This is a genomic window from Arthrobacter luteolus NBRC 107841, assembly GCF_001552075.1.
Lineage (GTDB): Bacteria > Actinomycetota > Actinomycetes > Actinomycetales > Micrococcaceae > Arthrobacter_B > Arthrobacter_B luteolus.
The window spans coordinates 91,253-118,235 of sequence record NZ_BCQM01000007.1; the positions used below are offsets into that span (position 1 = coordinate 91,253).

23 protein-coding genes and 2 riboswitches are annotated in these 26,983 nt (G+C 66.3%); of the genes, 11 read left to right on the top strand and 12 right to left on the bottom strand.

Annotated features, from left to right (window positions below):
• Nucleotides 1–6: 6 nt before the first annotated feature.
• The 3 genes from AL3_RS13225 to AL3_RS13235 form a co-directional block, all read right to left on the bottom strand.
• Nucleotides 7–801: an NlpC/P60 family protein gene (locus tag AL3_RS13225; protein WP_066301761.1), complete on the bottom strand. Its 795-nt coding sequence runs from the start codon at nucleotides 799–801 to the stop codon at nucleotides 7–9.
• Nucleotides 802–805: 4 nt separating this feature from the next.
• A riboswitch (cyclic di-AMP (ydaO/yuaA leader) is annotated at nucleotides 806–962 on the bottom strand.
• A gap of 125 nt (nucleotides 963–1,087) precedes the next feature.
• Nucleotides 1,088–1,855, bottom strand: a complete 768-nt coding sequence (locus AL3_RS13230) for a M23 family metallopeptidase (protein WP_083521727.1) — start codon at nucleotides 1,853–1,855, stop codon at nucleotides 1,088–1,090.
• Between the two features lie 3 nt (nucleotides 1,856–1,858).
• Nucleotides 1,859–2,042: riboswitch (cyclic di-AMP (ydaO/yuaA leader) on the bottom strand.
• Between the two features lie 175 nt (nucleotides 2,043–2,217).
• Nucleotides 2,218–2,916: an iron-dependent transcriptional repressor DtxR gene (locus AL3_RS13235; protein ID WP_066301764.1), complete on the bottom strand. Its 699-nt coding sequence runs from the start codon at nucleotides 2,914–2,916 to the stop codon at nucleotides 2,218–2,220.
• A 228-nt stretch (nucleotides 2,917–3,144) separates the two neighbouring features.
• On the opposite strand from AL3_RS13235, the gene serC reads away from it, so the two are divergent.
• Nucleotides 3,145–4,272 carry a phosphoserine transaminase gene (gene serC, locus AL3_RS13240; protein WP_066301767.1) on the top strand — a complete coding sequence of 376 codons (1,128 nt, stop codon included), beginning with the start codon at nucleotides 3,145–3,147 and terminating at the stop codon, nucleotides 4,270–4,272.
• Nucleotides 4,273–4,337: 65 nt separating this feature from the next.
• On the opposite strand, the gene AL3_RS13245 is transcribed toward serC, so the two are convergent.
• From AL3_RS13245 to AL3_RS13255, 3 genes are read right to left on the bottom strand one after another with little or no spacing between them, the layout of a single operon-like run.
• Nucleotides 4,338–5,612 carry an MFS transporter gene (locus AL3_RS13245; protein ID WP_066301769.1) on the bottom strand — a complete coding sequence of 425 codons (1,275 nt, stop codon included), beginning with the start codon at nucleotides 5,610–5,612 and terminating at the stop codon, nucleotides 4,338–4,340.
• Nucleotides 5,613–5,666: 54 nt separating this feature from the next.
• Nucleotides 5,667–6,188 (bottom strand): DUF3027 domain-containing protein, encoded by a 522-nt coding sequence (locus AL3_RS13250; protein WP_066301772.1) that lies wholly within the window; start codon nucleotides 6,186–6,188, stop codon nucleotides 5,667–5,669.
• Between the two features lie 15 nt (nucleotides 6,189–6,203).
• Entirely contained in the window at nucleotides 6,204–6,587 is a 384-nt protein-coding gene (locus AL3_RS13255) for a cold-shock protein (protein WP_066301780.1), read from the bottom strand.
• 298 nt (nucleotides 6,588–6,885) lie between these two features.
• Between AL3_RS13255 and AL3_RS13260 the strand changes: the two genes are divergently transcribed.
• The 4 genes from AL3_RS13260 to AL3_RS13275 all read left to right on the top strand — a co-directional run bounded on the left by AL3_RS13260 (nucleotide 6,886) and on the right by AL3_RS13275 (nucleotide 14,039).
• Nucleotides 6,886–7,197 carry a hypothetical protein gene (locus AL3_RS13260; protein WP_066301782.1) on the top strand — a complete coding sequence of 104 codons (312 nt, stop codon included), beginning with the start codon at nucleotides 6,886–6,888 and terminating at the stop codon, nucleotides 7,195–7,197.
• Nucleotides 7,198–7,237: 40 nt separating this feature from the next.
• Complete coding sequence (locus AL3_RS13265) at nucleotides 7,238–9,676, top strand: helicase-associated domain-containing protein (protein ID WP_066301784.1); 2,439 nt, start codon at nucleotides 7,238–7,240, stop codon at nucleotides 9,674–9,676.
• Nucleotides 9,669–11,315, top strand: coding sequence for a DNA repair helicase XPB (locus AL3_RS13270; RefSeq protein WP_066301788.1), 1,647 nt, complete (start codon nucleotides 9,669–9,671; stop codon nucleotides 11,313–11,315). Before AL3_RS13265 ends, AL3_RS13270 begins: the two co-directional genes overlap by 8 nt.
• 240 nt (nucleotides 11,316–11,555) lie before the next feature.
• Entirely contained in the window at nucleotides 11,556–14,039 is a 2,484-nt protein-coding gene (locus AL3_RS13275; RefSeq protein ID WP_066301790.1) for a winged helix-turn-helix domain-containing protein, read from the top strand.
• 21 nt (nucleotides 14,040–14,060) lie between these two features.
• Here the strand turns inward: AL3_RS13275 and AL3_RS13280 are convergent, their stop codons facing one another.
• Nucleotides 14,061–15,947, bottom strand: a complete 1,887-nt coding sequence (locus AL3_RS13280) for a CLIPPER-2 domain-containing protein (protein ID WP_151724043.1) — start codon at nucleotides 15,945–15,947, stop codon at nucleotides 14,061–14,063.
• Between the two features lie 280 nt (nucleotides 15,948–16,227).
• On the opposite strand from AL3_RS13280, the gene AL3_RS13285 reads away from it, so the two are divergent.
• From AL3_RS13285 to AL3_RS13295, 3 genes are all read left to right on the top strand, one after another.
• Complete coding sequence (locus AL3_RS13285) at nucleotides 16,228–16,941, top strand: response regulator transcription factor (protein WP_066301796.1); 714 nt, start codon at nucleotides 16,228–16,230, stop codon at nucleotides 16,939–16,941.
• A 55-nt stretch (nucleotides 16,942–16,996) separates the two neighbouring features.
• On the top strand, nucleotides 16,997–18,559 hold the full coding sequence (locus AL3_RS13290; RefSeq protein WP_083521747.1) for a sensor histidine kinase: 1,563 nt from the start codon (nucleotides 16,997–16,999) through the stop codon (nucleotides 18,557–18,559).
• Nucleotides 18,560–18,723: 164 nt separating this feature from the next.
• Nucleotides 18,724–19,014 carry a WXG100 family type VII secretion target gene (locus tag AL3_RS13295; protein WP_066301800.1) on the top strand — a complete coding sequence of 97 codons (291 nt, stop codon included), beginning with the start codon at nucleotides 18,724–18,726 and terminating at the stop codon, nucleotides 19,012–19,014.
• A 122-nt stretch (nucleotides 19,015–19,136) separates the two neighbouring features.
• Here AL3_RS13295 and groL read toward each other — a convergent pair whose 3' ends face one another.
• Nucleotides 19,137–20,774 (bottom strand): chaperonin GroEL, encoded by a 1,638-nt coding sequence (gene groL, locus AL3_RS13300; RefSeq protein WP_066301801.1) that lies wholly within the window; start codon nucleotides 20,772–20,774, stop codon nucleotides 19,137–19,139.
• A 399-nt stretch (nucleotides 20,775–21,173) separates the two neighbouring features.
• On the opposite strand from groL, the gene AL3_RS13305 reads away from it, so the two are divergent.
• Nucleotides 21,174–21,794 carry a TM2 domain-containing protein gene (locus AL3_RS13305; protein WP_066301802.1) on the top strand — a complete coding sequence of 207 codons (621 nt, stop codon included), beginning with the start codon at nucleotides 21,174–21,176 and terminating at the stop codon, nucleotides 21,792–21,794.
• Nucleotides 21,795–21,896: 102 nt separating this feature from the next.
• On the opposite strand, the gene AL3_RS13310 is transcribed toward AL3_RS13305, so the two are convergent.
• The 3 genes from AL3_RS13310 to AL3_RS13320 all read right to left on the bottom strand — a co-directional run bounded on the left by AL3_RS13310 (nucleotide 21,897) and on the right by AL3_RS13320 (nucleotide 23,260).
• Nucleotides 21,897–22,100: a cold-shock protein gene (locus AL3_RS13310; protein WP_066301805.1), complete on the bottom strand. Its 204-nt coding sequence runs from the start codon at nucleotides 22,098–22,100 to the stop codon at nucleotides 21,897–21,899.
• A gap of 200 nt (nucleotides 22,101–22,300) precedes the next feature.
• Nucleotides 22,301–22,918 carry a LytR C-terminal domain-containing protein gene (locus tag AL3_RS13315; RefSeq protein ID WP_066301807.1) on the bottom strand — a complete coding sequence of 206 codons (618 nt, stop codon included), beginning with the start codon at nucleotides 22,916–22,918 and terminating at the stop codon, nucleotides 22,301–22,303.
• A gap of 33 nt (nucleotides 22,919–22,951) precedes the next feature.
• Nucleotides 22,952–23,260 (bottom strand): DUF3263 domain-containing protein, encoded by a 309-nt coding sequence (locus AL3_RS13320; protein ID WP_066302012.1) that lies wholly within the window; start codon nucleotides 23,258–23,260, stop codon nucleotides 22,952–22,954.
• Nucleotides 23,261–23,432: 172 nt separating this feature from the next.
• Between AL3_RS13320 and AL3_RS13325 the strand changes: the two genes are divergently transcribed.
• Nucleotides 23,433–24,245, top strand: coding sequence for a uracil-DNA glycosylase (locus tag AL3_RS13325; RefSeq protein WP_370665427.1), 813 nt, complete (start codon nucleotides 23,433–23,435; stop codon nucleotides 24,243–24,245).
• 29 nt (nucleotides 24,246–24,274) lie between these two features.
• Entirely contained in the window at nucleotides 24,275–25,117 is an 843-nt protein-coding gene (locus AL3_RS13330; protein WP_066301813.1) for a siderophore-interacting protein, read from the top strand.
• 51 nt (nucleotides 25,118–25,168) lie between these two features.
• Here the strand turns inward: AL3_RS13330 and AL3_RS13335 are convergent, their stop codons facing one another.
• Nucleotides 25,169–26,977 carry a threonine/serine exporter family protein gene (locus AL3_RS13335; protein WP_370665428.1) on the bottom strand — a complete coding sequence of 603 codons (1,809 nt, stop codon included), beginning with the start codon at nucleotides 26,975–26,977 and terminating at the stop codon, nucleotides 25,169–25,171.
• Nucleotides 26,978–26,983 lie beyond the last annotated feature (6 nt).

Below are 26,983 nucleotides of genomic sequence, written 5' to 3' on the forward strand. Positions count from 1 at the left end.
GCAGCGTCAGCTGACGCGGACGAAGCTTGCGCCGGGAAGGTCGGACAGGGAGTGGAGGCCGGTGTTCATACCGTTGAGGCCACCGCTGATGACCTGGCCGTTTCCGACGTAGATCGCGACGTGCCCGCCGGTGATGACCAGATCGCCGGCCTGCGGGGTGCCAACTACGGAGCCGAAGGCGTAGAACTGGCTCGGGGCGAGGTCACCAACGGACTTGCCGACGGAGCGCAGGGCCTTCTCGACCATTGCGGTGCAGTCCTGCGCCACGCCGATCTGTGAGTAAGCGGAGGCAACCAGGCCCGCAGCAACGCCGCTGGCGCTGACTTCGGGAGCAGCTGCTGCCGGTGCGGAGGAGGCGGTGGTGACGCCGGAGGCGGCCGGTGCCGGTGCGGCTGCGGCCTGCTGGGCGGCGTATGCCTCCTGCTGGGCGGCAACAGCGGCAGCGGCTTCTTCTGCCGCGGCAAGCTCGGCGGCTGCAATCTGTGCGCGGGTTTCGGCCCCGGAGAGCGATCCCGCAAGGGGAGCTACCGGAAGGTCGAAGGGTGCCTGCTCGGAGACCGTCACGGTCCCGTTGGAGGTCACAACGTTGAGGGGAGTTGATTCAAGGGCCTGGCGGTCGGTGGAAACCGGTGCGGCCTGTGCCGGCAGGCCAGCGGCCAGAACAAGGCCGGAAGCTGCGACGACGACGGCGGCCTGGCGGCCGACGGTACCTGCGTTGGCGGTTACGGCCTTGGAGAATGCCGTAAGCGGGCTGGATTGAACCGAGGCAGCACGATGGCGGCCGGAATTGATTGATGACACAGTTTTTGCCTCTCCCAATGCCTACGAGGTGAGCTGTCGGATTCGGATGGGAGTCACCCGGTTGCTGGACCGCTAAGTCCGGCAACTTAACCCCTAGGGCTTCTTGCGAAACCCGAAATTGGTTCCCCCGCCTCTGCCATGCGATTTTGCGAACGGATCTCAAACGGTGGCAGAGCTCGGCGATCTGTTTGAGAGTGCCTGATCTTTGGCCAATCAGGCACGGTGACGAGAATATAACAACATCAAGGAAATGTCACGCTCAGGTCACGAAAGGGTGTTGGAGCGGTCACAACCAGCCGAGAGGGTCGACAGGCGAGCCGTTGACGAGTACTTCAAAATGCAGGTGGCAGCCCGTGGAGGCACCCGTGGTGCCGCTGGCTCCCACCAGGTCCCCGCGCTGGACTTCGTCGCCCACAGAGACGCTGATGGCCGACAGGTGGTTGTAGGTGGTTTCCACACCGTTGCCGTGGTCCACCACCACGCGGTTCCCGCCGCCGTAGGCATGCCAGCCGGCAGACTTGACCTTGCCGCTGGCGGCGGCGCTGACTTCCGTGCCGCAGGCCGCGGCGAAGTCCTGCCCGGTGTGCAGCTCGCCTGCTGCTCCGGTGATCGGGCTGACCCGGTATCCGAAGGATGAGGTCTGCACCAGTTCGGAGTCCAGCGGAGTGGCGAGAGTGCCCTGCGCGGCTGCCGGCGTGACGTCCGTACCGGCGACAGTGAGTCCCTGCAGTTTCGCATCCGGATCGAATTTGCTGGTCAGCGCGGCCCGGTCAAACTCCACGGTGGCGTTGGGATCAGCCGAAACCGGGGCCGGAGCCGCGGCGGGCTCCTGTGCCGGCAGGGGATCCACGGCCGCCGCGGTCGTCGGAAGCGCAACGGTCAGCACCAGCCCGGAGGCGGCAGCGGTGATGGCAAATTTCTGGGCTGATCCCCCCAGCGGGCGGCGGACAGGTTCAGCGCGGCGCCGGCCCGTGGACCCGGCGGCAGCGCGTTGACGCAGTGGAGCGGCCGAGGTTTCGGCCCTGCGCCTGCCCGAAGCAGTGTGCTTCGACAAGTGGTTCCCTCTCTACAAAGCCTGCGAAGTTAGCTGTCGGATTCGAGTAGAGAACTCGGCCCACGACGCACGGGGGTATCTGCTGTGCGGATACTCCTGCGCTGCTCGGAGGCTTCACCCCAAGGCAGTGCTGCCACTGCCGGTTGATGGGTCCTCCGCCCCTGCCTGCGAACGGTTGCACCTGCGGTCCAGTGGCAGGGTTAGGCTGTCGGACCGGTGAACGGTGTTGTTGCTGTAGTCAGATGTCACTATAGGGGAAAAATGCCAAAAGATACCATTCCGTTACCGACGGTCAGGCGGCGGCGCAGCCGGCGCCGGCCGCTGCCGGTGAATGGCTGCGGGTTCCGGCGGCAGCGGACCGGCTAGGCCGGTCCGGTGACAAACACGTGCGCCGCGACTTCGGTGGGCAGCTCCAGCGCACCTTCAATCCCGGGAACACGGACGGAAATGTAGCCTCCGACCACCTCGGCGGTGATCGTGGCACCGGGCCGCAGCCCGGCCTCATCCAGCTGTGCCAGCAGCTCCGGGTCAACCTGGATCGGTTCGGCGAGCCGCAGCAGGTTCATCTGCGCCCCGGGGGTGGCTGCACTGACTGCGGAGACCAGGTCCGTGTAGCCGGCGGCCGGGGCCAGGGCGGTGGTTCCGCCCAGCGCTTCCAGGCCCGGGATGGGGTTGCCGTACGGCGACTCCGTGGGCTGCCCCAGCAGGTCATAGAGCCGGCGCTCGACGCGCTCACTCATCACATGCTCCCAGCGGCACGCTTCATCGTGGACGTACGCCCAGTCCAGCCCAATCACGTCAGCCAGCAGCCGTTCGGCAAGGCGGTGTTTGCGCATTACCTCCGTGGCGCGCCGGCGGCCCAGTTCGGTCAGTTCCAGCTGCCGGGTTCCCGACACCACAACCAGCCCGTCCCGTTCCATCCGCCCGATGGTCTGCGAGACTGTTGGGCCGGAATGGCGCAGGCGCTCGGCAATCCGGGCGCGCAGGGCCACGATGTTCTCCTCTTCGAGCTCAAGGATGGTTCGAAGATACATCTCAGTTGTGTCGATGAGGTCCGTCATGACCAGCCGCTCCTAGAATTCGTGCGGAAGAAAGGATTGAAAACCAAGGTGGCACAGACTGCGCCGCAGGTTCGTTTCCACGTTAGCCCATGCCACCAATTCGGGGGCAATTATCCACTTTCACGGCCCGATGCCAACTCCCGTTCATAAATACCGGCGGCAGGGGGCGGAGGTGCAGAATAGAGATGTATCTACAGCACCCTGCCAATCCGCTTGGAGCAAACAAAAATGGGCGAAACCGCCACGCTTACGATCCCCGCAGAACTTCTTCCCAAGGACGGGCGTTTCGGTGCTGGTCCTTCCAAGGTGCGCCCCCAGCAGATCGAGGCACTGTCCTCGGCCGGCGCCAAGCTCCTGGGTACCTCCCACCGTCAGGCACCGGTCCGGAACCTGGTTGGCTCCATCCGCGAAGGGCTCAGCAGCCTGTTCTCCGCGCCTGAAGGATATGAAGTAGTCCTGGGCGTCGGTGGTTCAACAGCGTTCTGGGACATCGCCTCTTTCGGCCTGGTGGAGAACAAGGCACAGCACCTGTCCTTCGGTGAATTCGGCTCCAAGTTCGCCGCCGCCACCAACAAGGCTCCCTTCCTGGCCGAATCCAGCATCATCAAGGCGGAGCCGGGTACCCGGCCCGAAGCCCGCGCCGAAGCCGGCGTGGATGTCTATGCCTGGCCCCAGAATGAGACCTCCACCGGCGTTGCCGTACCGGTGCGCCGCGTTGCCGGCGCCGATGACGGTTCCCTCGTCCTGATTGATGCCACCTCCGCTGCGGGCGGCCTCGACGTGGACCTCGCCGAGTCGGATGTCTATTACTTCGCGCCGCAGAAGAACTTTGCCTCCGACGGCGGCCTGTGGCTTGGGATGTTCTCCCCCGCCGCGGTTGAGCGCGCTGCCCGGATCAATGCCTCCGGCCGCTGGATTCCCGATTTCCTGAACCTGCAGACGGCGATCGATAATTCTCGTCTCAACCAGACGTACAACACGCCGGCGCTGGCCACCCTGGTGACCCTCAATGACCAGGTCCAGTGGCTCAATGCAAATGGTGGTCTGTCCTTTGCCGCGGGCCGCACGGCGGATTCAGCGGGCCGGATCTACTCCTGGGCCGAGGCCTCGCCGGTAGCGTCCCCGTTCGTAACCCGGCCTCAGGACCGGTCCAATGTCATCGCCACGATCGACTTTGATGATTCGATCGACGCCGCGGCAATCGCCAAGACGCTGCGCGCCAACGGCGTCGTTGATGTTGAGCCGTACCGCAAGCTCGGCCGCAACCAGCTGCGCATTGCCACGTTTGTGGCGATCGAGCCGGATGATGTCAGCGCCCTGCTGAACTGCATCGACTACGTGATCGAGCACTCCTAGGCCTCAAAACAGGCTAAGCACCGGGCAGAACCGACCGGTCATGTCCCGGGACAGGACCCCACGCGCTACTGCGCTTTGGGGTCCTGTTCTGTTTCCCGGCTCGTGACCACCAGCCGGCGGCGCACCGTGCGGTCATAGTGCAGCCGCAGGTGGTGGGACCGCCAGGCCCAGACCAGGCCGATCACGGCGGTGATCAGTCCGGATGCCGCGGCGACCCCCAGGCTCCACCGCGGCCCGAAGGAATTGGAAACCCAGCCGACAATTGGGGCGCCCAGCGGGGTGCCGCCCATAAAGATGGCGAAGTACAGGGCCATGACCCGTCCGCGCATCACCGGCGCCGTCGTCGTCTGCACGTACGCGTTCGCGCTGGTCATCAGGGTGAGGGCAAAAAGCCCGGTGGGGATGAGGGAAAGCGCGAAGATCCACAGCGTTGGCGAGACTGCTGCCACGGCACAGGAGAGGCCAAACGCGCCGGCGGCCCCGAAGATAAACCGAAGCCTTGGTTTGTCCCTGCGTGCGGACAGCAGTGCTCCGGCGACCGAACCAATGGCCATGATCGAGTTGAGCAGTCCAAAGATCCCGGCGTCCTGTCCGAACTCGGTGCGGGCCATCGCTGCGATGTACACGGCGAAGTTCAACCCGAAGGTCCCCACAATGAAAATGGCCACCAGGACCATGATCAGGTCCGGCCGGTACCGCACATATTTCAGTCCGGCACGGATCCGTCCCTTCCCGGCCGGAGCCTTGGGCAGGATCCGCAGTTCTCCGGACCGCATTTTCAGCAGCGCCAGGACCATGGCAGCGAATGTCACCGTGTTGATCAGGAACACCCAGCCGGGACCAACGGCAACGGTCAGCAGGCCGGCCACGGCCGGACCGATCATCCGCGCACCGTTGAAGGAGGCACTGTTAAGCGCGACGGCGTTGGGCAGGTTCTCTTCGCTGACCACTTCGGAGACGAAGCTCTGGCGGGCCGGGGCATCGATGGCGGACACAATGCCGAGAGCCAGCGCGAAGGCGTAGACATGCCAGAGATGGGCATGGCCGGAAAGCACCAGCAGGCCAAGCCCCGCTCCGAGGGCGGCCATGGCCACCTGTGTGATCAACAGGACCCTGCGGCGGTCGTAGGTATCCGCGATGAGTCCGGCCCACGGCGCCAGCAGCAGCTGGGGGCCAAGCTGCAGGGCCATCACAATGCCCATGGCTGCCGCATCCTGATTGGTCAGGATGTCGTAGACCAGCCAGTCCTGGGCGGTGCGCTGCATCCAGGTACCAATATTGGAGACCAGTGCCCCCAGGAACCAGATGCGGTAGTTGAAGATGTGAAGCGAACGGAACATGTGGGTTCACTCCTCCCTATCGGGATGATGAACCGTGTTCCAAACACTCACCGGTTATTCGTCCTCCATCACTGAAGCCTGGGGTTCGGCAGCCTGTTCAGGTTCCCCGTCTGCCGGTTTCTGCTCACGTTCAGCGGCTGCGTCCGCGGTGGCCTGGGCGGCGGCAGCCTCAGCTGCGGCCTGGGCGGCCTCAGCGGCGACATCCTCGGGCCTGATCCGCTCGGACCAGGGAACCCATTCAGGTGCCAGCACTGAGTCTGCCGAGGGCAGCAGCCCCACCTCACAGACAGTGGCCACCTTCCCGCGGGGAACGCGGGCCACAGTGGCGTACCACTGCCAGCCCCGGTAGCCGGGACGGTTCGCCTGGAACCGGTGGGTTACCAGCCGGTCAGCTTCCGGCACGGCACCAATATGGTCGCCGATCTGGGCTTCGGGGACAACCTCGAGCAGGCCGGCCCGTGCCGTTTCGATGGCAGCAGCCAGCACGGCATCCGGCTTCGTCGGACGGCGGGGTGCCTTCCGGACAGCGGACTTGGCGGGCTGTTCTTCTGGAGCGCTCGTGTCGTTGGTGTTCACTCGGAGGTTCTGCCCCTAGGCGTCAAGGTCGTCGGCTACGGCCCGCAGAACCGCGGCGACCTTCGTTGCATGCTTCTTCTCCGGGTACCTGCCGCGGCGCAGGCCATTGGAAATACCATCCAGCAGCTTAATCAGGTCTTCCGTAATCACTGCCATGTCATCCGCAGGCTTGCGGGTGGCCTTAACCACCGACGGCGGCGCCTCCAGGATCCGGGCGGAGAGCGCCTGCGGGCCGCGGCGGCCGTCTGCCACGCCGAATTCCATGCGGGTGCCGGGCTTCACCTCGGTCACACCGGAGGGAAGCGCTGAGGCGTGCAGGAAAACTTCCTGGCCGTCGTCAGTGGCCAGGAAACCGAATCCCTTGCCAGTGTCGAACCACTTGACCTTGCCGATGGGCACTTCGCTTACCTCGTTCTTGTGTAATGGATGCGGCGCGCTCGCCCGCACGTTGTTACTGCTCGCCGTACTGCAACTGGGGTGCCTCCGTGCCGCACCGGTACTGGTTACATTAATACGGCACGTCCCGAATACTGCACAGGCCCGCCTGCGGCAACCTGCTGTATCCCGCCGGTAATGGCCGGGCACCTTCAGAGATACTACGGTGAAGTCTGTTCCCTTTAGAATATCCCCTGCCCCGGTTCCTGCCCCCGGACACAGCTTTGTGGGCGTGGAATTTTAGCTGCTAGCGTTTAAGACCATGGAACCCCGCACGCCCGATTCCGGGAAATCAACCGGCCGCACCGCCGATTCCGCGCCTGGAAACTCTGATAACGGCGCGGACACTCCGCCCCGGTCCCGCCGGTCCCCGCTGCGGCTGGTTTTGACTGTTGTAGCCGCTGTCCTGGCCGTGGCCGGTGTCGCCAGCCTGGGCCTCCTCCTCCTCGAAGCGCTTCGCGGAGCGGAGATCTGGCCCGGGTTCGCTGCCGGAGCTTTCTACGCCCTGCCCGTCGCGTTTCTCCTGATGGCCGGGCTGGTAATTGACTCAATCGTGCACCGGCGGCGCGGCTAACCCGTTTGTTTTTGGTCCCACTCGGGTAACGTATTGGACGATGTCCGCGATCCGAGCCTTGGCTGAAGACCTTGCAGCGCGCAGTGACGAACAGCTGCGTGAGCTCCTGACCGCCCGGCCGGATCTGGCACTGCCTCCGGTACCGGATTTCCAGGCCCTGGCAGCCCGTGCATCAACGCGCATCAGCGTACAACGTGCCCTGGAAAAACTCACGGCCCCGCAGCTGCAGGTCCTGGAAGCACTGGATCTGACCACCAACGAAGATTCCCACCTGAGCACCACGGCGTCCTGGCTCAAGGCCTCCATTGCAGGTTCCACCATCAAGGCCCTGGACTCGATCCTGGGCTATCTGCACAGCCTCGCCCTCCTGCGCCGGGCCACCCCGCATCCGGGCGCCCCCAAGGCCGACGCCGGACGCCGCTTTTATCTGCCCGTCTCCGTCCTAGGGGACGCACTGGGTGCATATCCGGCCGGGCTCGGGCGGCCCTATTCCACCCTGGCTGCCCAGCAGCCGGAGTTCGGCCAGCGCCTGGTGGGGATCGTCGAGGGGCTGCGCGAGCGCGGACTCCCCCTGGAGAAGGCCGACACTCCGGCAACCGCCGCCCACTCCCTGCATCATCTGGTCTCAGACCCGGCCGGCTGGGAAGCCCTGATCGCTGACGCTCCGCCGCAGACCGAAGACCTGCTCCGGCGCTTCAAGTACTCCCCGGTCGGGACGATCCCCAAGAAAGCCGCGATCAGCCGGGCCGTCCTGGACAACCCCTCCCCCACACCGGTGGAATGGCTCGTGGCGCACGGCCTGCTGGTTCCCCTGGACGCACTGCACGTTGAACTTCCCCGGCCGGTGGGCCAGGCATCGCGCGGACACGTGATCGTCTCGGATTTCCAGCTGGAACCCGTGGCGCCCACTCCCCGGCCCGTGCCGCACACACTGCGGGACAATGCAGCGTTTGGCGCTGTAGCGGAAACCCTCCGCCTGGTCACCGAGCTGCTGGCCCTGGCGAGCACTTCTCCGGTTGGCACCCTGCGGTCCGGCGGGGTCGGGGTCCGGGAGGTCCGCCGGGTCTCGGAAGCCCTCCGGCTGGACATCGGTGCCACCGCCTGGCTGCTGGAGCTGGCGGCGCTCTCCGGGCTCCTGGTCCTCGACGCAGCCACCGCCCGGTGGGGAACGGCCCAGAATGACTGGCTGACACTGGACCGGGAACAGCAGTGGCGCCGCCTGGTGGAGTCCTGGCTGGAAGCAGAACGGGCGCCTTCACTGGTGGGCGGACCGCTGCCCGGCGGAGGATCCCTGAACGCCCTCGCCGGAGAACTCTCCCGCCCCGACGCACCGCTGGTGCGGCGCCGGACACTGGAAATGCTCGCGGCGCTCACCGCGGACGGCGGCGACAGCCAGGACGCGCATTCCGGTGCCTTCGACGTCGAGGATCTGCTCAGCGCCCTCACCTGGCACCAGCCGCGCCTGCAGCGGCGGTTCGCCCGCCTGGTTCCCGGGATCCTGAAAGAAGCCGCCCAGCTCGGGCTGATCGGGTCCGGAGCCCTGACCGAACTCGGTGAGGCAGTTGCTGCGGCGGATTTCGAGCGGGCCACCAGCCGCCTGCGCGAAGCCCTGCCGGAACCGCTCAGCTCCTTCCTGCTGCAGGCTGACCTCACCGCAGTTGCACCCGGCTACCTGGAGCCGTCAGTAGCCCGTCAGCTGGCGCTGATCTCCACCCCCGAGGGCCAGGGGCCGGCGGCGATCTACCGTTTCTCTGCCGACTCCATCCGGCGGGCACTGGACGCAGAGATGGATGCGGCATCCATCCTGGAATTCCTGGCCCATTACTCCGCCACCGAAATCCCCCAGCCGCTGCGCTACCTGGTGGAGGACACCGCCGCCCGGCACGGACGCCTGCGCATCGGGGCGGCGTGGAGTTACCTGCGCAGCGACGACGAAACCGGGCTGAACGCCCTGATGGCCGACCCGCGCTCCGCGTCCCTCGGCCTGACCCGGCTTGCACCGACGGTGATCTCCTCGGCAGCGACGCCGCAGGAACTGGCTTTGGCGATCCGGGACCTGGGCTACGCCCCGGTGATGGAGGGCCGGGCACGCGAAGCGAACGGCTCGCACGCCCGCCCGCCGGTGCCCGCGCCGTCGTCGTCCCGCACCCGGGTGAACCAGTGGGAACTGACCCAAGCGGACCTGGACGCGCAGCTCGCCGCCCTGCGCGGCCGCGGTCCCGCCGGTGCCCCGAAAAACGACGAGTCGATGCCGCTTGTGGGCCTGGAAACACTGCGCACGGCCATCCGGACCAAAAGTTCAGTCCGCATGGGCGTGGTGGACAGTCAGGGGAATGAGCGGCAGGAGATCTTTGTTCCCCTCTCAGTGGGCGAAGGCCGGGTACGGGTCTTCGATCCGCGGCGCGACGTTGAGCGCGTAGTGTCAATACATCGGATAATGGACGTGGAAATAGTGGAGGGCAGCCCGGCACATGGTTGACGGACCTTTGATTGTCCAGAGTGATAAGACCATCCTGCTGGAAGTGGACCACGAACAAGCCCAGGAAGCGCGCCATGCGATCGCCGCTTTCGCGGAGCTGGAACGGGCCCCGGAACACATCCACAGCTACCGGCTGACACCGCTGGGCCTGTGGAACGCCCGGGCCGCGGGACTGGATGCGGAGCAGGTGCTGAACACGCTGCTGACCTACTCCCGCTTCCCGGTACCGCACTCACTGCTGATCGACATCGAGGACACGATGTCCCGGTACGGCCGGCTGCGCCTGGAGAAGGACCCGCAGCACGGACTGGTGCTGCGGACCAACGATTACCCCGTGCTGGAAGAAGTGCTGCACGCCAAGAAGATCCAGCCGCTGCTCGGGCCGCGGATCGACGGTGAAACCGTGGTGGTGCAGTCGGCCATGCGCGGCCAGCTGAAGCAGCTGCTGCTCAAGCTCGGCTGGCCTGCGGAGGACTTCGCCGGCTACGTTGACGGAACACCCCACCCCATCCTGCTCAACGAGGACGGCTGGGCGCTGCGGCCCTACCAGAAGCTGGCCACGGAGAACTTCTGGGCCGGCGGCTCCGGCGTCGTCGTCCTGCCCTGCGGGGCCGGGAAAACCCTGGTGGGGGCTGCGGCCATGGCGACCAGCTCCACCACCACCCTTATCCTGGTCACGAACACCGTCTCCGCCCGGCAGTGGAAGGACGAGCTGCTCAAGCGGACGTCCCTGACCGAAGACGAGATCGGCGAGTATTCCGGCGCGGTCAAGGAAGTCCGGCCCGTCACGATCGCCACGTACCAGGTGCTGACGCTCAAGCGCGGCGGGTTGTACCCGCACCTGGAGCTGCTGGACGCCAACGACTGGGGCCTGATCATCTATGACGAGGTCCATCTGCTGCCGGCTCCCATTTTCCGGATGACCGCTGACCTGCAGGCCCGCCGCCGCCTCGGCCTGACCGCTACCCTGGTGCGCGAGGACGGACGCGAGGGCGAGGTTTTCTCCCTCATCGGGCCCAAGCGTTATGACGCCCCGTGGAAGGATATCGAGGCGCAGGGCTACATTGCGCCCGCCGACTGCATCGAGGTGCGGGTGGACCTGCCCCGGGACGAGCGGGTTGCCTACGCCATGGCGGAGGACGGCGACAAGTACCGGCTGTGTTCGACGTCGGAAACCAAGTCCAAGGTGGTTGAACAGCTGGTCCACCGCCACGAGGGGGACCAGATCCTGGTGATCGGGCAGTACATCGATCAGCTCGATGAACTCGCCGAACGGCTCGATGCCCCGGTCATCAAGGGCGAGACTCCGGTCAAGGAACGGCAGCGGCTGTTCGCGGCCTTCCGGGAAGGCGAACTCAAAACGCTGGTGGTTTCCAAAGTCGCGAACTTCTCCATCGACCTGCCCGAAGCCTCCGTGGCCATCCAGGTCTCCGGGTCCTTCGGCTCACGCCAGGAGGAAGCACAGCGGCTGGGGCGCCTGCTGCGCCCCAAGGCCGACGGCCGGGCAGCGCACTTCTACACCGTCGTCGCACGCGACACCCTGGACCAGGACTTCGCGGCCAAGCGGCAGCGGTTCCTCGCGGAGCAAGGTTACGCGTATTCCATCCAGGACGCGGCGGACATCGGGAAACCGGTCTAGATTAGAAGCGATCGCCTCCAGTCCGGGAGCGGATCCGGCCCATAGCCGTTCCACCATGGGCCGCCGTTCAGCACCTTGAACCGGGTTTTCCGGTTCCAGCGGTACTCAGTCGTAGAAACCGGAAGAGCGATCGCCAACCAGCCATACCCTGCACCCGTATCCGGGCCGGCGGGGCCGGGACCGGATGCCGCGGCCCGCCCACGGCTCCTTCGCCGGCTGGATGAGGCGGCTGCGTCGCCGTTGACCATTGTCCGCGGACCCGCGGGCACCGGAAAAACCAAACTGCTGGCCGGCTACGCCGCCACACACCCCGAAGCGGCTTCGTGGGTTTCCCTCTCCCGGGTTTCCGCCCCGGGGCAGAATCCCGTCCACACGGAAATGGGACTCGTCTGCGCGCTGCTGACCGCGCTTTCCAGCGGTGCCTCGGCCGTCCAGGCGGCCGGCTGCCAGCAGGCCGCCTCGGCCTTCGCCTCGGGCGAGTCCCTTGCCAGTTCGCTGTCCCTGGTCCCCGGCCCGGGGACCGGGCTCCTGCTGTTCCTCGACGATCTGCATGTGGTGACCGATGAGCGGGCCCAGGATGCCCTGCTCGAGCTGCTTCGCTTCTTTCCACTGCTGCGGATCATCGCGTCAACCCGGAGCCTGACCCGGTTTGAGCGGCAGCGGGGAACCATCAACCTGGACATCGCGGTGATCGGCCCGGAGGAACTCTCCCTGACGCAGGAGGAGTGTGCCGCCGCGCTTTCCGGAACTCCCCTGTCGGCGGACGCCTCGGCCGTCTGGGAACTGACCGGCGGATCGCCGCTCTGGGTGCGGCTGCTGGTCATCAAGGCAGGCGGCGCGCCACCCTCCCGGAGTACGCTCAGGAGCGTTGCAGCGGCTGCCTCCGCTGACATTCTCCGGTTGTCCTCGCCCCCCGAAGTTTCGGCGGAGACCCGGTCCTTCCTGCTCGCCACGAGCGTGCCGGAGTCGCTGCCCGCTGAGCTGGCGCAGATCCTCCATCCGGGGCCGGAGACCGAGGAGCTGCACCGCCGGGCGGAGATGGCCGGCCTGCTCAGCCGTACCCCCGACGGCGGCGGCGAATATGTGCCGCTGGTGCGGGACGCCCTGGCCAAAGCCCTCGAAAAACAGGACCCTGCACGGCAGCGGACGCTCGAACGGACCGCGGCGGAGTTCTTCCTGGCGCAGGATCAGCCGCTCGATGCGCTGCGCCACGCAATCGGTGCTGATGACCTGGCACTGGTCACTGAGGTGCTGCGGCGCCACGCCATCCTTCTCTTCACGCACCACAGCACGGCTACCCGCCAGGAGCTGGAACGGATTTCGCTGTTCCGTCTTTCCCGGCAGCCAGCACCGGCACTGGCCTTGGCCGTGCTTTACAGTTCGTCTGCGTTCCGCCGTTTCAAGGGCCTGGAACTCAGTGCCTTGGCAGCGGCAGCGGGACGGACCCTGTTTCGCTCCATGCCACCCGCGGAAAAGCTGCTGCTGACATTCGTTGAGGTGATAGCGCTGCGTCTCAGCGGCCAGGTGGAGACAGCAGCGGCCCGTGCCAGGCAGGGGCTGCGGAGCTATGCTGAAATGCCGCTCCTGGAACGTGAGCGGATCGGTTCGCTCGAATCCGCCCTGGTATCGCATCTTGGAATAACCCTCTGGCGGGCAGGCCACCATGCCGAAGCAGTAGAGTCCTTCCGCCAGGCAGCCACCGTGGCCGCTGCCTTGGGCCAGCCCGACTTCGAAGGTTATTACCACAGCCTCTCGGCCTGCATGCTGGTGCGGGAGGGCGACATCACCGGCGCTGTCCGGTTCCTGGAGCTGAGCCGGGCGCTGGGCTGGTGCAGCGAGCCGGTGCACAGCTACGCGGAAACACCCCTGCGGCTGGCCGAAGTCATGGTGGCGCTCGAAAGCCTGGACCCCGCTGCCGCGCGGGCACCGCTGGGGAACATTCTCGCTGACGCAGATACAAGCGAGTTGTGGCCGCAGATCCGCTGCTGCGAGGCCCTGGTGGATCTGGCGGATGGGCGCCCTGCCGAGGCTCTCAGCCGGCTCCAGGGCCTGCTCACCCGCCTGCAGCATCTGCCGCCCATCGGCCGGGCGGAGCGGCTGATGCTGGACACGGTGCAGGCGCACCTGCTGATCGCCGTCGGCAGTCCGGGCCAAGCTGTTGGACTGGTGAACCGGATGCACAAGGGCGGTGACAGTGCCGCGCTGCTTTTTGCCCACATCCAGCTGGCCAGCGGCCTGCCGCACAAGACCCTGGCAGCGCTGGCTCCGCTGGGCCTCGGCGATACGCCCCGAGGTCAGGCGGAGATCGCCGCTCTGGCAGCCGCTGCCTATACCCTGGCCGATCAGCCGTCCAGTTCCCGGCTGGTGCTGGTCCGGCTGGCGGGACTGCACTCGGACTACGGCCTGACCCTGGCCACCGGCCTGCTCCCCATTCCGGACCTCAAACGGGTCCGTTCTGCTGCCATGGACGCCGGGCTGGAGCTGGGTGTGCCGGGAGGGTTTGCAGGCGTTGTGGAGGCCAGCCCGGCGCCGCTGGCCCTCACCTCACGGGAGCAGGCCATTCTCGAGGCCCTCGCCCTCACGGGTTCGATCTCGGAAATCGCGGCACTGAACTTCGTTTCCACCAACACGGTGAAATCACAGCTGCGAAGCCTCTACCGCAAGCTGGACGTCTCCCGGCGGGAGGAGGCCCTGGCGGAGGCTGTCCGCCAAGGCCTGCTCTAGTCCTTCAGCAGCGTCTCCGCGCTATCCGCCGATGCGCCGGCGGTAGACCAAATAGCCTGCCCCCGTCAGCACCAGCAGGCCGGCTGCTGCGGCCAGGACCGCGGGGACAGGACTCCCGGCGCCCGGCTCATCTGCCGCCGGGCCGCGGGCACCCTGAGCAACCGCAGCCGGTGCAGCGGGAACAGTCCCTGCCGGGGCCGGCTTAGCCACAGCGGATGCCGCGGCAGCCGGTGCGGGCGTTGATGTGGACTGCGCGGGTGTCAGCACCTGAGTGGGCACTGTCAGAGGTGCCGCCGGCGCCGCAGGTGCGGGCAGCTGTGGCACCGCCGGTGCAGGAAGCGCCGGAGCAGACGACGGCGCCGGTTTGGGATCCCGCGTCGGTTCAGGTTTCGAGTCCGACGTCGGTGAAGGGTCCGGCGTCGGTTCCGGCGTCGGTGTCGGTGTCGCCGTTGGTGTCGGATCAGGCGTCGGTGCCGGCGTCGGTGTCGGATCAGGCGTCGGTGCCGGCGTCGGTGTCGGATCAGGCGTCGGTGCCGGCGTCGGTGTCGGATCAGGCGTCGGTGCCGGCGTCGGTTTCGGTGTCGCCGTTGGTGTCGGTTCCGGCGTCGGTGTAGGCGCCGGTTTCGGAAGAACCTGCACCGGAGCTGAGATCCCCGTGCCCGTGACAAGTTCGGCGCCGGCGAAACCAGTGGCAGTTGTTTGGCTGCTGATCATGCCGCCCTTGCCGGCGTCAGCTTCCCGGGCCGTGTAACCGGCGGAAATGGTTGCGCTTTCGCCCGGTCCAAGGTCCGGGAGGGGGATCGGGGTGCTGCCGTACCCGTCGAGCTGCAGGGCGTCCCCGGAAGCGTTGACGAAGCCGGCTTCAGTCAGATTCACTCCCCTTAGGCCTAAGGTTCCGGTGTTGGTCACGGTGTAGGTGAACATCGCGGTTTCCCCGGGCATAATCCGCGCCCGGTCTGCTGCTTTGGCTACCGTAATCTCCGGGGCATCAACGTAGGAAAAACTAGTAATGGTGAATCCGCTGGACCGTGAGTACACGGTGGATGCCAGCACGCTGCGGATCAGGTTTCCTGACGCATCGCGCGAAGGGAAACCCGCGACGGCACTGAACTCGACCACGGCCGTCTCACCCACGTTGAGGGCCCCGCTCCATTTCCACCCGCCGGCCGCAGGCAAGAGGCTCCCGCCGCCCTGGATAATGACCGGTTCCCCACTGATCGCTGCGCCGGGAGCCAGTCCGCTGGTGATGCCTTCGAACGAGGCTGGATGGCCGTTCCCAAACGCAGAATCACCTATGTTCTGCAAGCTGACCCGGTACCGCAGCACATCGCCGGGACGGACCGATCCAACGGCAACCGGGTCCATCGTCGCACCCTGGTACACCCCTTGGTCGAGGCGGGCGGCCAAGCTGGCCAGTGGAGTCGTGGTGGATGTGGACACCCAAGCGGCTCCCGATGAATGGTTCGCGGTGGCTGTCATGTCCGCATGGAGCGTGGCTCCCGCCGGGTATCCTGCCTGGACCTCGAAGCGAAGGGACACCGTCACTGAAGCTCCGGGGTCCAGCATCCCCGCCCAATGCACGTGACTGGTGTCGAGTTGGTACAGGTTTCCCTGAACAGGTTCGGCGAAGGAGAACCGGGCGTTCGTCCAGAAGATATTCGCATACGCCTGGAACCGCTCGGCGCTGGTGTTCGTCACAGTGAACCTGCTGACAACGAAATCACCTGCAATGACCGGAGCCGTGGACTCACTGACCGCCGTCACGCTAAGGGCGGCGGTGTTGGCCGGGGCAACCGCGGTGTTCGGGAGCTGGGCACTGACCGCGGCCAAGGGCCTGCCGATTCCGGCTGCATACGCCGTTGTTCCAGCCGAACCTGCCAGCACCAGCGCCGCTGCGGCGACCGCCACCAGCCGTTTCCCAATTCCCAGCAACTTTCCGTCCCCCAGTGATCATCGGCAGGACGGCCCCGCGGCCGCCACTGAACTGCTGCCGATGGAACTGGAGACCGGCAATACGCCGAGTTCCGGGGTGTCCTACCCTCTGATGCTTCCAATCCGGGGCATCGGGAGAAGACCGTTTGACTGGATTTCACCCCGTGCTTCACCCCACAGGGTCATATTGGATGTTTCCAGCTGGCTTAAGGCCGGTCTACAGACAACGTCCAGCTAAATGTAAGAAACTAGGCGGGTGAACAAATCGTCTGCACCCGAAGCACGCCTCCTTGTTGTCGATGATGAGCCCAACATCCGCGAGCTGCTCTCAACGTCGCTGCGTTTCGCTGGCTTCGACGTCGTCGCGGCCGGAAACGGCAGGGAAGCCCTCGCCGCGGTTGATGAGCACAGCCCGGACCTGGCCGTCCTCGACGTGATGCTGCCTGATATGGACGGTTTCACCCTGACGCGCCGGCTGCGTGCTGCCGGACGCCACTTCCCGGTCGTTTTTCTGACCGCGCGGGATGACACGGAGGACAAGGTCACCGGCCTCACGGTCGGCGGCGACGACTACGTGACCAAGCCCTTCAGCCTCGACGAGGTCGTCGCCCGGATCCGGGCGGTGCTCCGGCGGACCCAGCCGCTGGACGACGATGACGCGGTGATCCGGGTGGAAGATCTGGAGCTCGACGACGATGCGCACGAGGTACGCCGCGGCGGTGTCACGATCGACCTCTCCCCCACCGAGTTCAAGCTGCTGCGCTACTTGATGCTCAATCCCAACCGCGTGCTTTCAAAGGCGCAGATCCTGGACCACGTCTGGGAGTACGACTTCAACGGTGACGCCTCGATCGTGGAGTCCTACATCTCCTATCTGCGCCGCAAGATCGACCGCAGCCCGGACGCTCCGGCGCTGATCCAGACCAAGCGCGGCGTCGGCTACCTGCTGCGCACGACGGAGAAGCGCTAAAACGTTGACCCGGCGCTGGAAATCGGCCTCCCTGCGATCACAGCTGGTGGCCATCATGGCCGTGCTGATGGTCGTAACGGTGACTATCACCGGCCTGGCCACCATCTACGTGCTGCGGCAGATCCTCGTCACCCGCCTGGACGCCGACATCCAGGACAACGCCACCGCGATCTCCCGCTACCTCATTTCCGGCGGTCCCGCCGCTGACACCTCGCTCTTCCGTTTCTACGGCCTCTACCTCAACGAGGACGGCGAGCACGGCCCGGAGACCCACTCCGAGGACAACTTCGACACCCCTATGCTCGGCACCATCGATTCGGGAACCGTTGACGAGATCAACGGCCGCGGCTTCGACGTGCCGGGCACCGCCCCGGGCAGCAAAGGCTGGCGGGTACAGGTCTTCCACATTGCCAATTTCCCGGGCTCGGTGGCCGTTGCCGTCCCGCTGGACTCGGTGGCCGAGACAGTGGACGAAGCAGCCTCGCTGGTCTTCTCCGTTGGGCTCCTTGGCACTCTTGGCGCCACCGGCATTGCCTATTGGGCTGTCACCCGCCAGTTCCGCCCCCTCAGCCAGGTGGAGAAAACAGCTGCAGCCATCGCTGCCGGAGACCTGTCCCGGCGCGTGGAGGTAGGCAACCCCGCCACTGAGATCGGCCGGCTCTCACGTTCCCTGAACGCCATGCTGGCGCACATCGAAACCGCCTTCGCCGCCCGGACCCAGTCCGAACAGAAGATGCGCCGCTTCGTCCAGGACGCATCCCATGAACTCCGCACCCCCCTCGTCACCATCCGCGGTTTCTCCGAGCTCTACCGGCATGGGGCGCTGCAGAAACCCGAGGATGTGGAGGCGGCAATGGGCCGGATCGAGAGCGAGGCGAAGCGGATGGGCCAGCTCGTCGAGGACCTCCTGACGCTGGCCCGGGTCGATGAACAGCGTCCGCTGGAATACCGCCCCGTGGACCTCATGATCCTGGGCAATGACGCCGCTCTCGATGCCAGGGCCAGTGCGCCGGACCGGGAGATCAAGGTTATCGGGCTGGGTGGCAGCTCTCCGCGAAGCGCACCCACCATGGGCGATGAAGCCCGGCTGCGGCAGGTTGTGGCCAATCTGATGACCAATGCCCTGCGCTACACGCCGGCCGGCTCACCCATCGAAGTGGCCGTCGGCGTCGCGCCGGTGATCCATGACCGCATGGACGCCGTGCTGGAAGTCCGCGACCACGGTCCGGGTATTTCCGACGAAGACGCCGCGAGGGTTTTCGAGCGTTTCTACCGGGCCGATTCTTCGCGCTACCGGGAAACGGGCGGGACCGGACTCGGCCTGGCCATCGTTGCAGCCCTGGTGGCCCAGCACGATGGCACCGTGCGGCTGACGGAGACGGAGGGCGGCGGCGCCACCATGTCCATCCGGCTCCCCTACCAGCAGCCGGACAGCATTCCGGACCATGAGGACGACGGCGGCACGGGCGGGACAGCGGCGGACAGCCAGGTGGGCAGCCCGCCCGGCGCCGGGGAAGAGACCGCGGACCGGAACATCGACGTGCCACGCAGCCCGGAGCCCGGCGCCTCGGCGAACGGGAACCCGGCAGCAGGGGAAGAACCGCCGCACCAGCAGTAATCCGTGCCTGGCCGGTGACGTGCACTCCTCCACACCCAGTTCCACAGCTCCCCTGCCGGCGGCTGATCCACAGTCCTGCGCACAGCCTCCGCGCTGCCGAGCGCCCCCGGCCTAGGATCTGAGCAGGACCGCACCCGGCGGACCAAAAGGACTGGAGGGTTTCCATGGCGGGTTTCTACGTTGACAGTGACATCCTGGCGGCCAAGAGTGCTGAGGTACGCGGCACCATCGACCGTTTGCAGGCGGACGTCAACATTATGCAGGCCGGGCTCCAGTCACTGGGTGAATCCTGGCAGGGGCAGGCATCGGCAAACTTCCAACTGCTGATCAGCGATTGGCGTGCGACCCAGGCAAGGGTGGAGGAGTCCCTGGCCAGCATCAACCAGGCACTGGCGTACGCCTCGGCCCAGTACGCGGACACGGAGGCCGCCAACACCGCGCTCTTTATGCGCTGAGCGGCCCAGGACGGCCCGCTCAGGGGCTGTACAGCGAACATGAAAGGGCGCGGCACCCAACGGGGTACCGCGCCCTCTCAGCGATTGGAACGCTCACCGGCTCTCGCCGGCGGGGGTGGGGACTAGAAGCCGCCCATACCGCCCATGCCGCCCATTTCGTCGCCGCCGCCCATTGCCGGCGCAGCCTTCTCAGGCTTGTCGGCTACAACGGCTTCGGTGGTCAGGAACAGGCCGGCAATGGAAGCCGCGTTCTGCAGTGCAGAGCGGGTTACCTTGACCGGGTCGTTGACGCCGGCTGCCAGCAGGTCTTCGTACTCGCCGGTGGCCGCGTTCAGGCCGAAACCTTCGGGAAGGCCGCGGACCTTGTCAGCGACAACGCCCGGCTCGAGGCCGGCGTTGAAGGCGATCTGCTTCAGCGGGGCGTCGATGGCAACCTTGACGATGTTGGCGCCGGTTGCTTCGTCGCCTTCGAGCTTCAGGTTGGCGAATGCCTTCTGGCCAGCCTGGATCAGTGCAACGCCGCCGCCGGCAACGATGCCTTCCTCGACTGCTGCCTTGGCGTTGCGCACAGCATCCTCGATGCGGTGCTTGCGTTCCTTGAGCTCAACCTCGGTTGCCGCACCGGCCTTGATGACTGCAACGCCGCCGGCCAGCTTGGCCAGGCGCTCCTGCAGCTTCTCGCGGTCGTAGTCGGAATCGGAGTTCTCGATCTCGGCACGGATCTGGTTGACGCGGCCTGCGATTTCGTCGGCGTCGCCGGCACCCTCAACGATGGTGGTCTCGTCCTTGGTGACAACAACCTTGCGTGCCTTGCCCAGCAGGTCCAGCGTGGCGTTCTCGAGCTTGAGGCCAACTTCCTCGGCGATGACCTGGCCGCCGGTGAGGATGGCGATGTCGGCCAGCTGTGCCTTGCGGCGGTCGCCGAAGCCCGGAGCCTTGACGGCAACGGACTTGAAGGTGCCGCGGATCTTGTTGACAACCAGGGTGGCCAGGGCTTCGCCCTCAACGTCTTCGGCAATGATCAGCAGCGGCTTGCCGGACTGCATGACCTTTTCGAGGACGGCAACGAGGTCCTTGACGTTGGAGATCTTGGAGTTGACGATCAGGATGTACGGGTCCTCGAGGACAGCTTCCTGGCGCTCAGCGTCGGTGACGAAGTAGCCGGAGATGTAGCCCTTGTCGAAGCGCATACCCTCGGTGAGCTCAAGCTCCAGGCCGAAGGTGTTGGATTCTTCGACGGTGATGACGCCTTCCTTGCCAACCTTGTCCAGTGCCTCGGCGATCAGGTCGCCGATCTGCTGGTCGCCGGCGGAGATGGAAGCCGTGGCAGCGATCTGCTCCTTGGTTTCGATCTCCTTGGCCGAAGCAAGCAGTTCAGCCGTAACGGCTGCGACTGCCTTTTCGATGCCGCGCTTGAGGCCGAGCGGGTCGGCGCCGGCAGCAACGTTGCGCAGGCCTTCCTTCACGAGGGCCTGGGCAAGGACGGTAGCCGTGGTGGTGCCGTCGCCTGCGACGTCGTCCGTCTTCTTGGCAACTTCCTTGACCAGCTCGGCGCCGATCTTCTCGTAGGGATCGTCCAGCTCGATCTCCTTGGCGATGGAAACGCCGTCGTTGGTGATCGTGGGGGCACCCCACTTCTTTTCGAGTACGACGTTGCGGCCACGCGGGCCGAGGGTGACCTTCACGGCGTCGGCGAGGGTGTTCAGGCCCCGCTCGAGGCCGCGGCGTGCCTCTTCGTCAAATGCAATGATCTTGGCCATAACGGCTATCGTCCTTCCGGAACAGTCATGCTTGGATGTTGCATTCCTGGCTGAGGTGCCCGCGACGGACGGGGCGAAGCGCACGATCTCTTTACGTGCGTCCCGGCCCCTCACCCCAGTGGCTTGCTGGTTCACTCAACACCGGCGACTTAGCAGTCAACCCGTAAGAGTGCTAAGTCAATAATTAGCACTCCCGCCCTTTGAGTGCAAGCAGTCACGGAGGCTTGTGACCCGGGTTTCAGTGTTAATTCCATCCCGCGGCGAACACGCGCGGACATTCTGCCTGACGCCTCACCCGATTGGCCTCCGGGCGGCGTAGATTGGTTCTGCAGCAGCTCCCCGGAGCCTGCCTGCCCGCGCAGGCCGGCAGCTCTTCCCCGAACCCCGTGAGGACGGATCATGTCCATGAACCAGCCGCCGAATCACCGCCCTTCTGAGGAAGGGGGAGATGGCACCGGCGGATCGCCTGCGCCGTCCCCGCACGGCGCGAGTGCTGCTCCTCCCCCACCTCCCTACGGCCGTGCACCCGGGGAGTACGGTGCACCGGACCCGCAGCAGGGGCCGCCCGCCGGCTGGAACCAGCAGGCACAGCCCGGCTACGGCACCCAGGGGCAGTCCGAATACGGCACCCAGGCGCAGTCCGAATACGGCACCCAGGGACATCCGCCGTTCCCGCAGGCACCCCAGCCGCAGGGCTCCTACCCGCAGGGCTCTTACCCGCAGGGTCAGCCCGGCGGATACTACCAGCAGGCACCGCAAGGACAGTACCCTCCCGGCTACTACTACGCGGTTGATCCGCCGAAGTCCCGGCTGGCCGCCGGACTGCTGGGGATCTTCCTCGGCGGCTTCGGCGTCCACCGGTTCTATCTCGGGTACACCACGATTGGTGTGGTCCAGATCCTGGTGACGGTGTTCACCTGGGGTATCGGCGCAGTGTGGGGTTTCGTGGAGGGCATCATGATCCTGGCAGGGGCCCAGACGTTCCGCACCGATGCCCGCGGAGTACCGCTGCGCGAATAATCGTGCAGCCTCACCCTCCAGGCCAGACAGCAAAACAGCGCCGGCGGCCGATGTTCGGCTGCCGGCGCTGCTGTTGAACCGGGCTCTCACCCGGAAATCGAACTACACAGTCCTGACGTCTTCGGCCTGCGGACCCTTCTGTCCCTCGCCGATTTCAAATTCCACCCGCTGACCCTCTTCCAGCGTCCGGTAACCTGCGGACTGGATCGCTGACCAGTGAACAAAAACGTCGGTCTGGGCCTCGTCAACGGTGATGAATCCGTAGCCCTTTTCCCCGTTAAACCATTTGACGATCCCCTGCGCCATGCTTCTCTCCCCTTTTTCGGCTCCGTTCCGGCGGCCATTGATCCACCGGAACAGCCGCCCGATCGAGCCTGGCCGAGGTAGGCCAGGTCTCTGATTCCGGGCGGCTGGCCCTTACTTTAGCCACACGCGTGAACTTCACACATGGGCCGGGAGGATAGTTATCGAGATTTTACTTATGGGCCGGGCAGCCGCTGTGCGGCCTACTGGAAACCTGGGCCCGCCACGACGGTGACGTTGGTGAACTCGGGAGATTCGCTCAGCGTGGGGATTCCGAGGAGTGCGGACAGTTCCTCCGCGTTGGCCCGCTGCGCTTCGCCGTTGTAGAAGATGATCGAGGTCTGCAGGGGTGTTCCCGCCCAGTTTCCGACCTGCGCGGTGACCCAGCCGTCGGCACCGATCCGGGCAGAGATGCCGGCTCCCAGACCGGAGATACCGCTGGCGTTGAGGACGACCACCGGCTGCGTCCGGTCGGCGGCCAGTTCCGAGGGGGTCGGCGACGGAGTCGCTGACGGGGAGGCGGACGGCGCTGACGAAGACGGGCTGGGAGACGGCGAATCGCTGGGGGAACCGGACGGGGATTCGCTCTGCTCTGCGGCGGGTGTGTCGGACGCGGCAGGGGTGGCATTTCCCTCAGCGCCGATCCCCAGCCGGGGCAGCACGAAGTAGGCAGCCAGTCCGACGAGGAGAGCAAGGACACCAACGGTGATGATCAGTCCGATGCCGCTGGAGCGTGCGGGAATAAGGCGTTCACGGTGGACACCTTGCCGCGTCGAGGTCTCCGGGACCTTATCGAACTCGTCCCTGGGGTATTGGCTCATGGTTGTGTTGTTGTCCTTGGTCTGTGGCTCGGCCTAGGCGTCTGTACCGATACGGCGGGCGGTCCTCGCGCGCTGGCGTGTAGTACGTAGTCTACGCAGCCGTTTTACCAGCATGGGATCGTGGGCGAGTGCTGCCTCGGTATCGATCAGTGCGTTGAGGATCTGGTAATAGCTGGTCGCAGACAGTCCGAACAGGTCCCGGATGGCCTGTTCCTTGGCGCCGGCATACTTCCACCAGGACCGCTCCAGGGAGAGCATCTGCTGCTCGCGTTCGCTCAGGGGACTGTCGGGATCGACGGCACCGTCCAGCGTAAATTCCCCGGTGTCGGCTGATCCTGCCACTGCGTTGTCCCCGTTTCCCGTTCCGTTCCCTGGGCACGGCCGCATGGCGCGGGGTCCTGGGAAAAGAGTCTGCTTCCTGCAGCAATCGTAAACCGGAATAACAGTGTTGTCATTTAGCTGACTCCGGCACCGGCTGGGATCTTTTCCATGAATAGCCAAGACTGGGAGGGTGATCAGCAGCGATGAACCGGCCCTTTTTTCCTACGATCCCCAGTCCGCTGGCCGCCGTGGGGAGCCCGGACCGGACCGGACAGGCTCCGCGGAGACAGCCATCCCGTTCACCAGCGGCACACCGCTGACTGATGTGATGGCCGAGGATTGGGCCCGGGCGCTGGAGCCTGAGGCGTCCCGGCTGTATGCCCTCGGCGGCACATTGGAACAGCAGCGCCTCGCGGGAGCCCACATCCTGCCCGCCCCGGGCAACATCCTGCGTGCCTTCCAACGCCCGATGGCCGAGGTCAGGGTCCTGATCACCGGCCAGGACCCGTACCCCACCCCAGGGCACGCCGTCGGCCTCTCCTTCTCCGTCGATCCCGGGGTGCGGCCGCTGCCGCGCTCCCTGGCGAACATCTACAAGGAGCTCGCCGCAGATCTGGGCATCCCTCCTGCACCGCACGGAGACCTCAGCGCCTGGACGGACCAGGGTGTGCTGCTGCTCAACCGGGCCCTGACGGTGGAGGCCGGTGCGGCCAACTCGCACCGGGGGCTCGGCTGGGAAGCCATCACCGACCTCGCAGTGCGCGCGCTTGCTGCCCGGCGCCGGCCGGACGGCACCCGTCTTCCCCTGGTTGCCATCCTGTGGGGCCGCCAGGCACAGGCCCTGACTCCACTGCTAGAGGGTGTCCCGCGGATTGAATCGGCTCACCCGAGCCCCCTTTCGGCATCCCGGGGATTCTTCGGCTCCCGGCCCTTCAGCCGCGCAAACGAGATGTTACTGGCCCAGGGTGCAGCCCCGGTGGACTGGCGGCTGCCCGGGGTACGGTAGAGGCAAACCCACCAAGGAGAACACCCGCTATGCCTGATGTCCCTGCCACCCGTGTCGAGGCCCCGGCGAGGCGTCCGCGCCCGGTCCACACCATGGAGGTGCTGCGCCGTGAGCAGCTTTCCCCGCACATGGTGCGCATCGTGGCCGGCGGAGACGGCTTCGATTCCTTCGTACCGAACGGACGCACCGACGCCTACTGCAAAATCTGGTTCGGGCCGGATGGCCGTCCGCTCGACGGCTCCCTGAGCCTGGAAGCCCTCCGGGAGCAGACCGACCGCGAAAACTGGCCGGTCTCCCGGACCTACACCGTGCGCTGGGTCGATACCGTGAACCGCGAACTGGCGATGGATTTTGTGGTGCACGGCGCCGAGGGCATCGCCGGTCCGTGGGCTGAATCAGCCCAGCCCGGAGACCTGCTCACCTTTGGCGGCCCCGGCGGCGCCTTCTCCCCCGATCCCGACGCCGACTGGTACCTCTTCGCCGCCGACGAGTCAGCCCTGCCCGCCACGGCAGCAGCCCTTGAAGCGCTGGATGCCGACGCGGCCGGGCACGCGCTGATCGAGGTGGGCGGTCCTGCCGATGAGCTGCCGCTGACGGCCCCGTCCGGCGTAAGTGTTACGTGGGTGCACCGGGGCGAAGCCGCACACGGCACACCGCTCGCGGACGCCGTCGACGCTTTGGCCTGGCGTGCCGGCAGGGTTCAGGTCTTCGCACACGGTGAGCGTGAGTCGATGAAGGTCCTGCGGGAAATATTCTTCACCCGGCATGGACTCGAACGCAGCCAGGTATCCCTGTCCGGTTACTGGGCGGCGGGACGAACCGAGGACGCTTTCCAGGCCGAGAAGAAGACCCCGGCCGGAAAGGTCCTGTAGCGCCGGACCCACGTCCGCGCTGGACCGGCGGCCCGGGACGCAGGTCCCGGGTCAGCGGCGGCGGTTGCGCCTGTCGTTTCCGTTCAGGTTCCGGGTCAGGGGACGGGCCAGATTGTCGCCGAAGACCACCCCTCCCGCGATCGCCAGGATCACGGTCAGCGCGTTGAAGAGACCTATCACGCCGGCCGACACATCCTCCAGGCCGATGCTCAAGCCGTACATGGAACGGAAAATGCTCAGCCCGGGGAAGAGGAAGAGAACCGCGGGCACCGCGATCACCAGCTGCGGGGCACCCATTCGCAGTGCCACGATGCGCGCGGCCATGCCGATCACGATGGCAGCAATCGCCGGGGTCAGCCTGGGCCCCACACCGACGGCTTCGGAGAGACTCCCCACCAGGAACCCGCCCAGGCCAATCAGCACCGTGGGCAGCACGAGGTTCACCGGGGACTGCTCCGTGACGCTGATCGTGGCCAGGGCCACGGCCAGCAGCAGCACCGTCACCGCGAAGGGGTACGGCGATGATGCAACTTCTGTGACTTCCAGGCGGGGCATACCCATCAACGCCCCCACCACCAGGGCGACGGCGATTCCCGCGACGATGGCGCCGAAGGTCAGGAAAGCGGACAGGAAACGCCCGGCTGCCGTGACCGGGAACCCGTTGATCGCATCCTGCACCGCCGACACGAGACGGCCGGTCGGCAGCAGCAGCAGGATACCGCCGGCCACCACAATTCCCGGCGCGATATCCAGCTCCAGGGAATCGGTGGCGTCCAGCGCCCAGAACAGCATGGCCAGGGCCGTGACCAGGAATCCGCTGGCAGCCGTGGTGAAGAAGTCCGGCACGCGCCAGCGGCCCAGCAGCCGCTGCAGCAGACTGACCAGGATGGTGCTGAAGAATGCCACGGCGGAGCCCAGCGGCCCGCTGCCGATGAAGGCCACAATGGCCGCGGCGAACAGTCCGGCGGAGAACGTTACCGCCCACCGCGGGAAGGGTTTGGGCTGGTGAACTATGGTGTTCAGCTGCTGCGCGGCTTCGGCGCGGGACACGTTGCCGTCCACAATGTCAGTGACCAGTCGGTGGACCAGGGCGAGTCCGGCGTAGTTGTTCGTCCAGGAGCGCACAACCCGCATCACCGTGATGGGGGTCTGGTCCTTGGGCGAGTAGTTAAGCAGGACGGACTGGTTGGTGATGTCCACCTCGATGTTGTCCAGGCCGTAGGCGGCGGTGACAGCAATCATCGCTGTCTCCACCTCAAGGGCACCCGCACCGTAGCGGAACATCGTTTCCGCCATGCTCAGTGCCAGGTCCAGTGTCTTCCGGGCGCTGGCATCCGGCCCGCCCGAACGCACCCGCGGGTTCGCGTAGGGGCTGCCGGCCAGGCGTTCGACGATCGACATGGCCTGGGTCGGAGGAGTCTCACCCTGGACCAGCCGGCGCAGCATCCTGCGCGCTGCGGCCGAGGAGGAGTCAGCGCGCTGCGCTGCGCTCTGGCTGTGCTGGCGCGGAGTGGTTTTGCGGGCACGCGGTTTGCCGGGCCGGGCCGGAGCTCCGGGCCGCGGACCGGCGGGTGCCCCGGCAGCCTGCGAGAGGGCGGACTTCCGCGCAGCAGCCTTCGCCAGCCGGGGAACTGAGGTGGTGGCCGGCGGCGGCTTGGGTTTGGTGCTCCGGAGCCCGCCTGTCCCCGGCATGGAAAGCGGAGCGGTTTCCTCCGGCCGTTCCCGGCGGACGCCCGGCGCAGTCCCGGGCCGGCGCCCGGGCTCCTTGCCGGTGCGTTCCGGGACCTTGATGACCGGAATCAGGCCCGCCACAGGCTCCGGGTTGGAGGCAGGCTTGCGGCGGTCGTCGTCGTTATCCACGGTGTC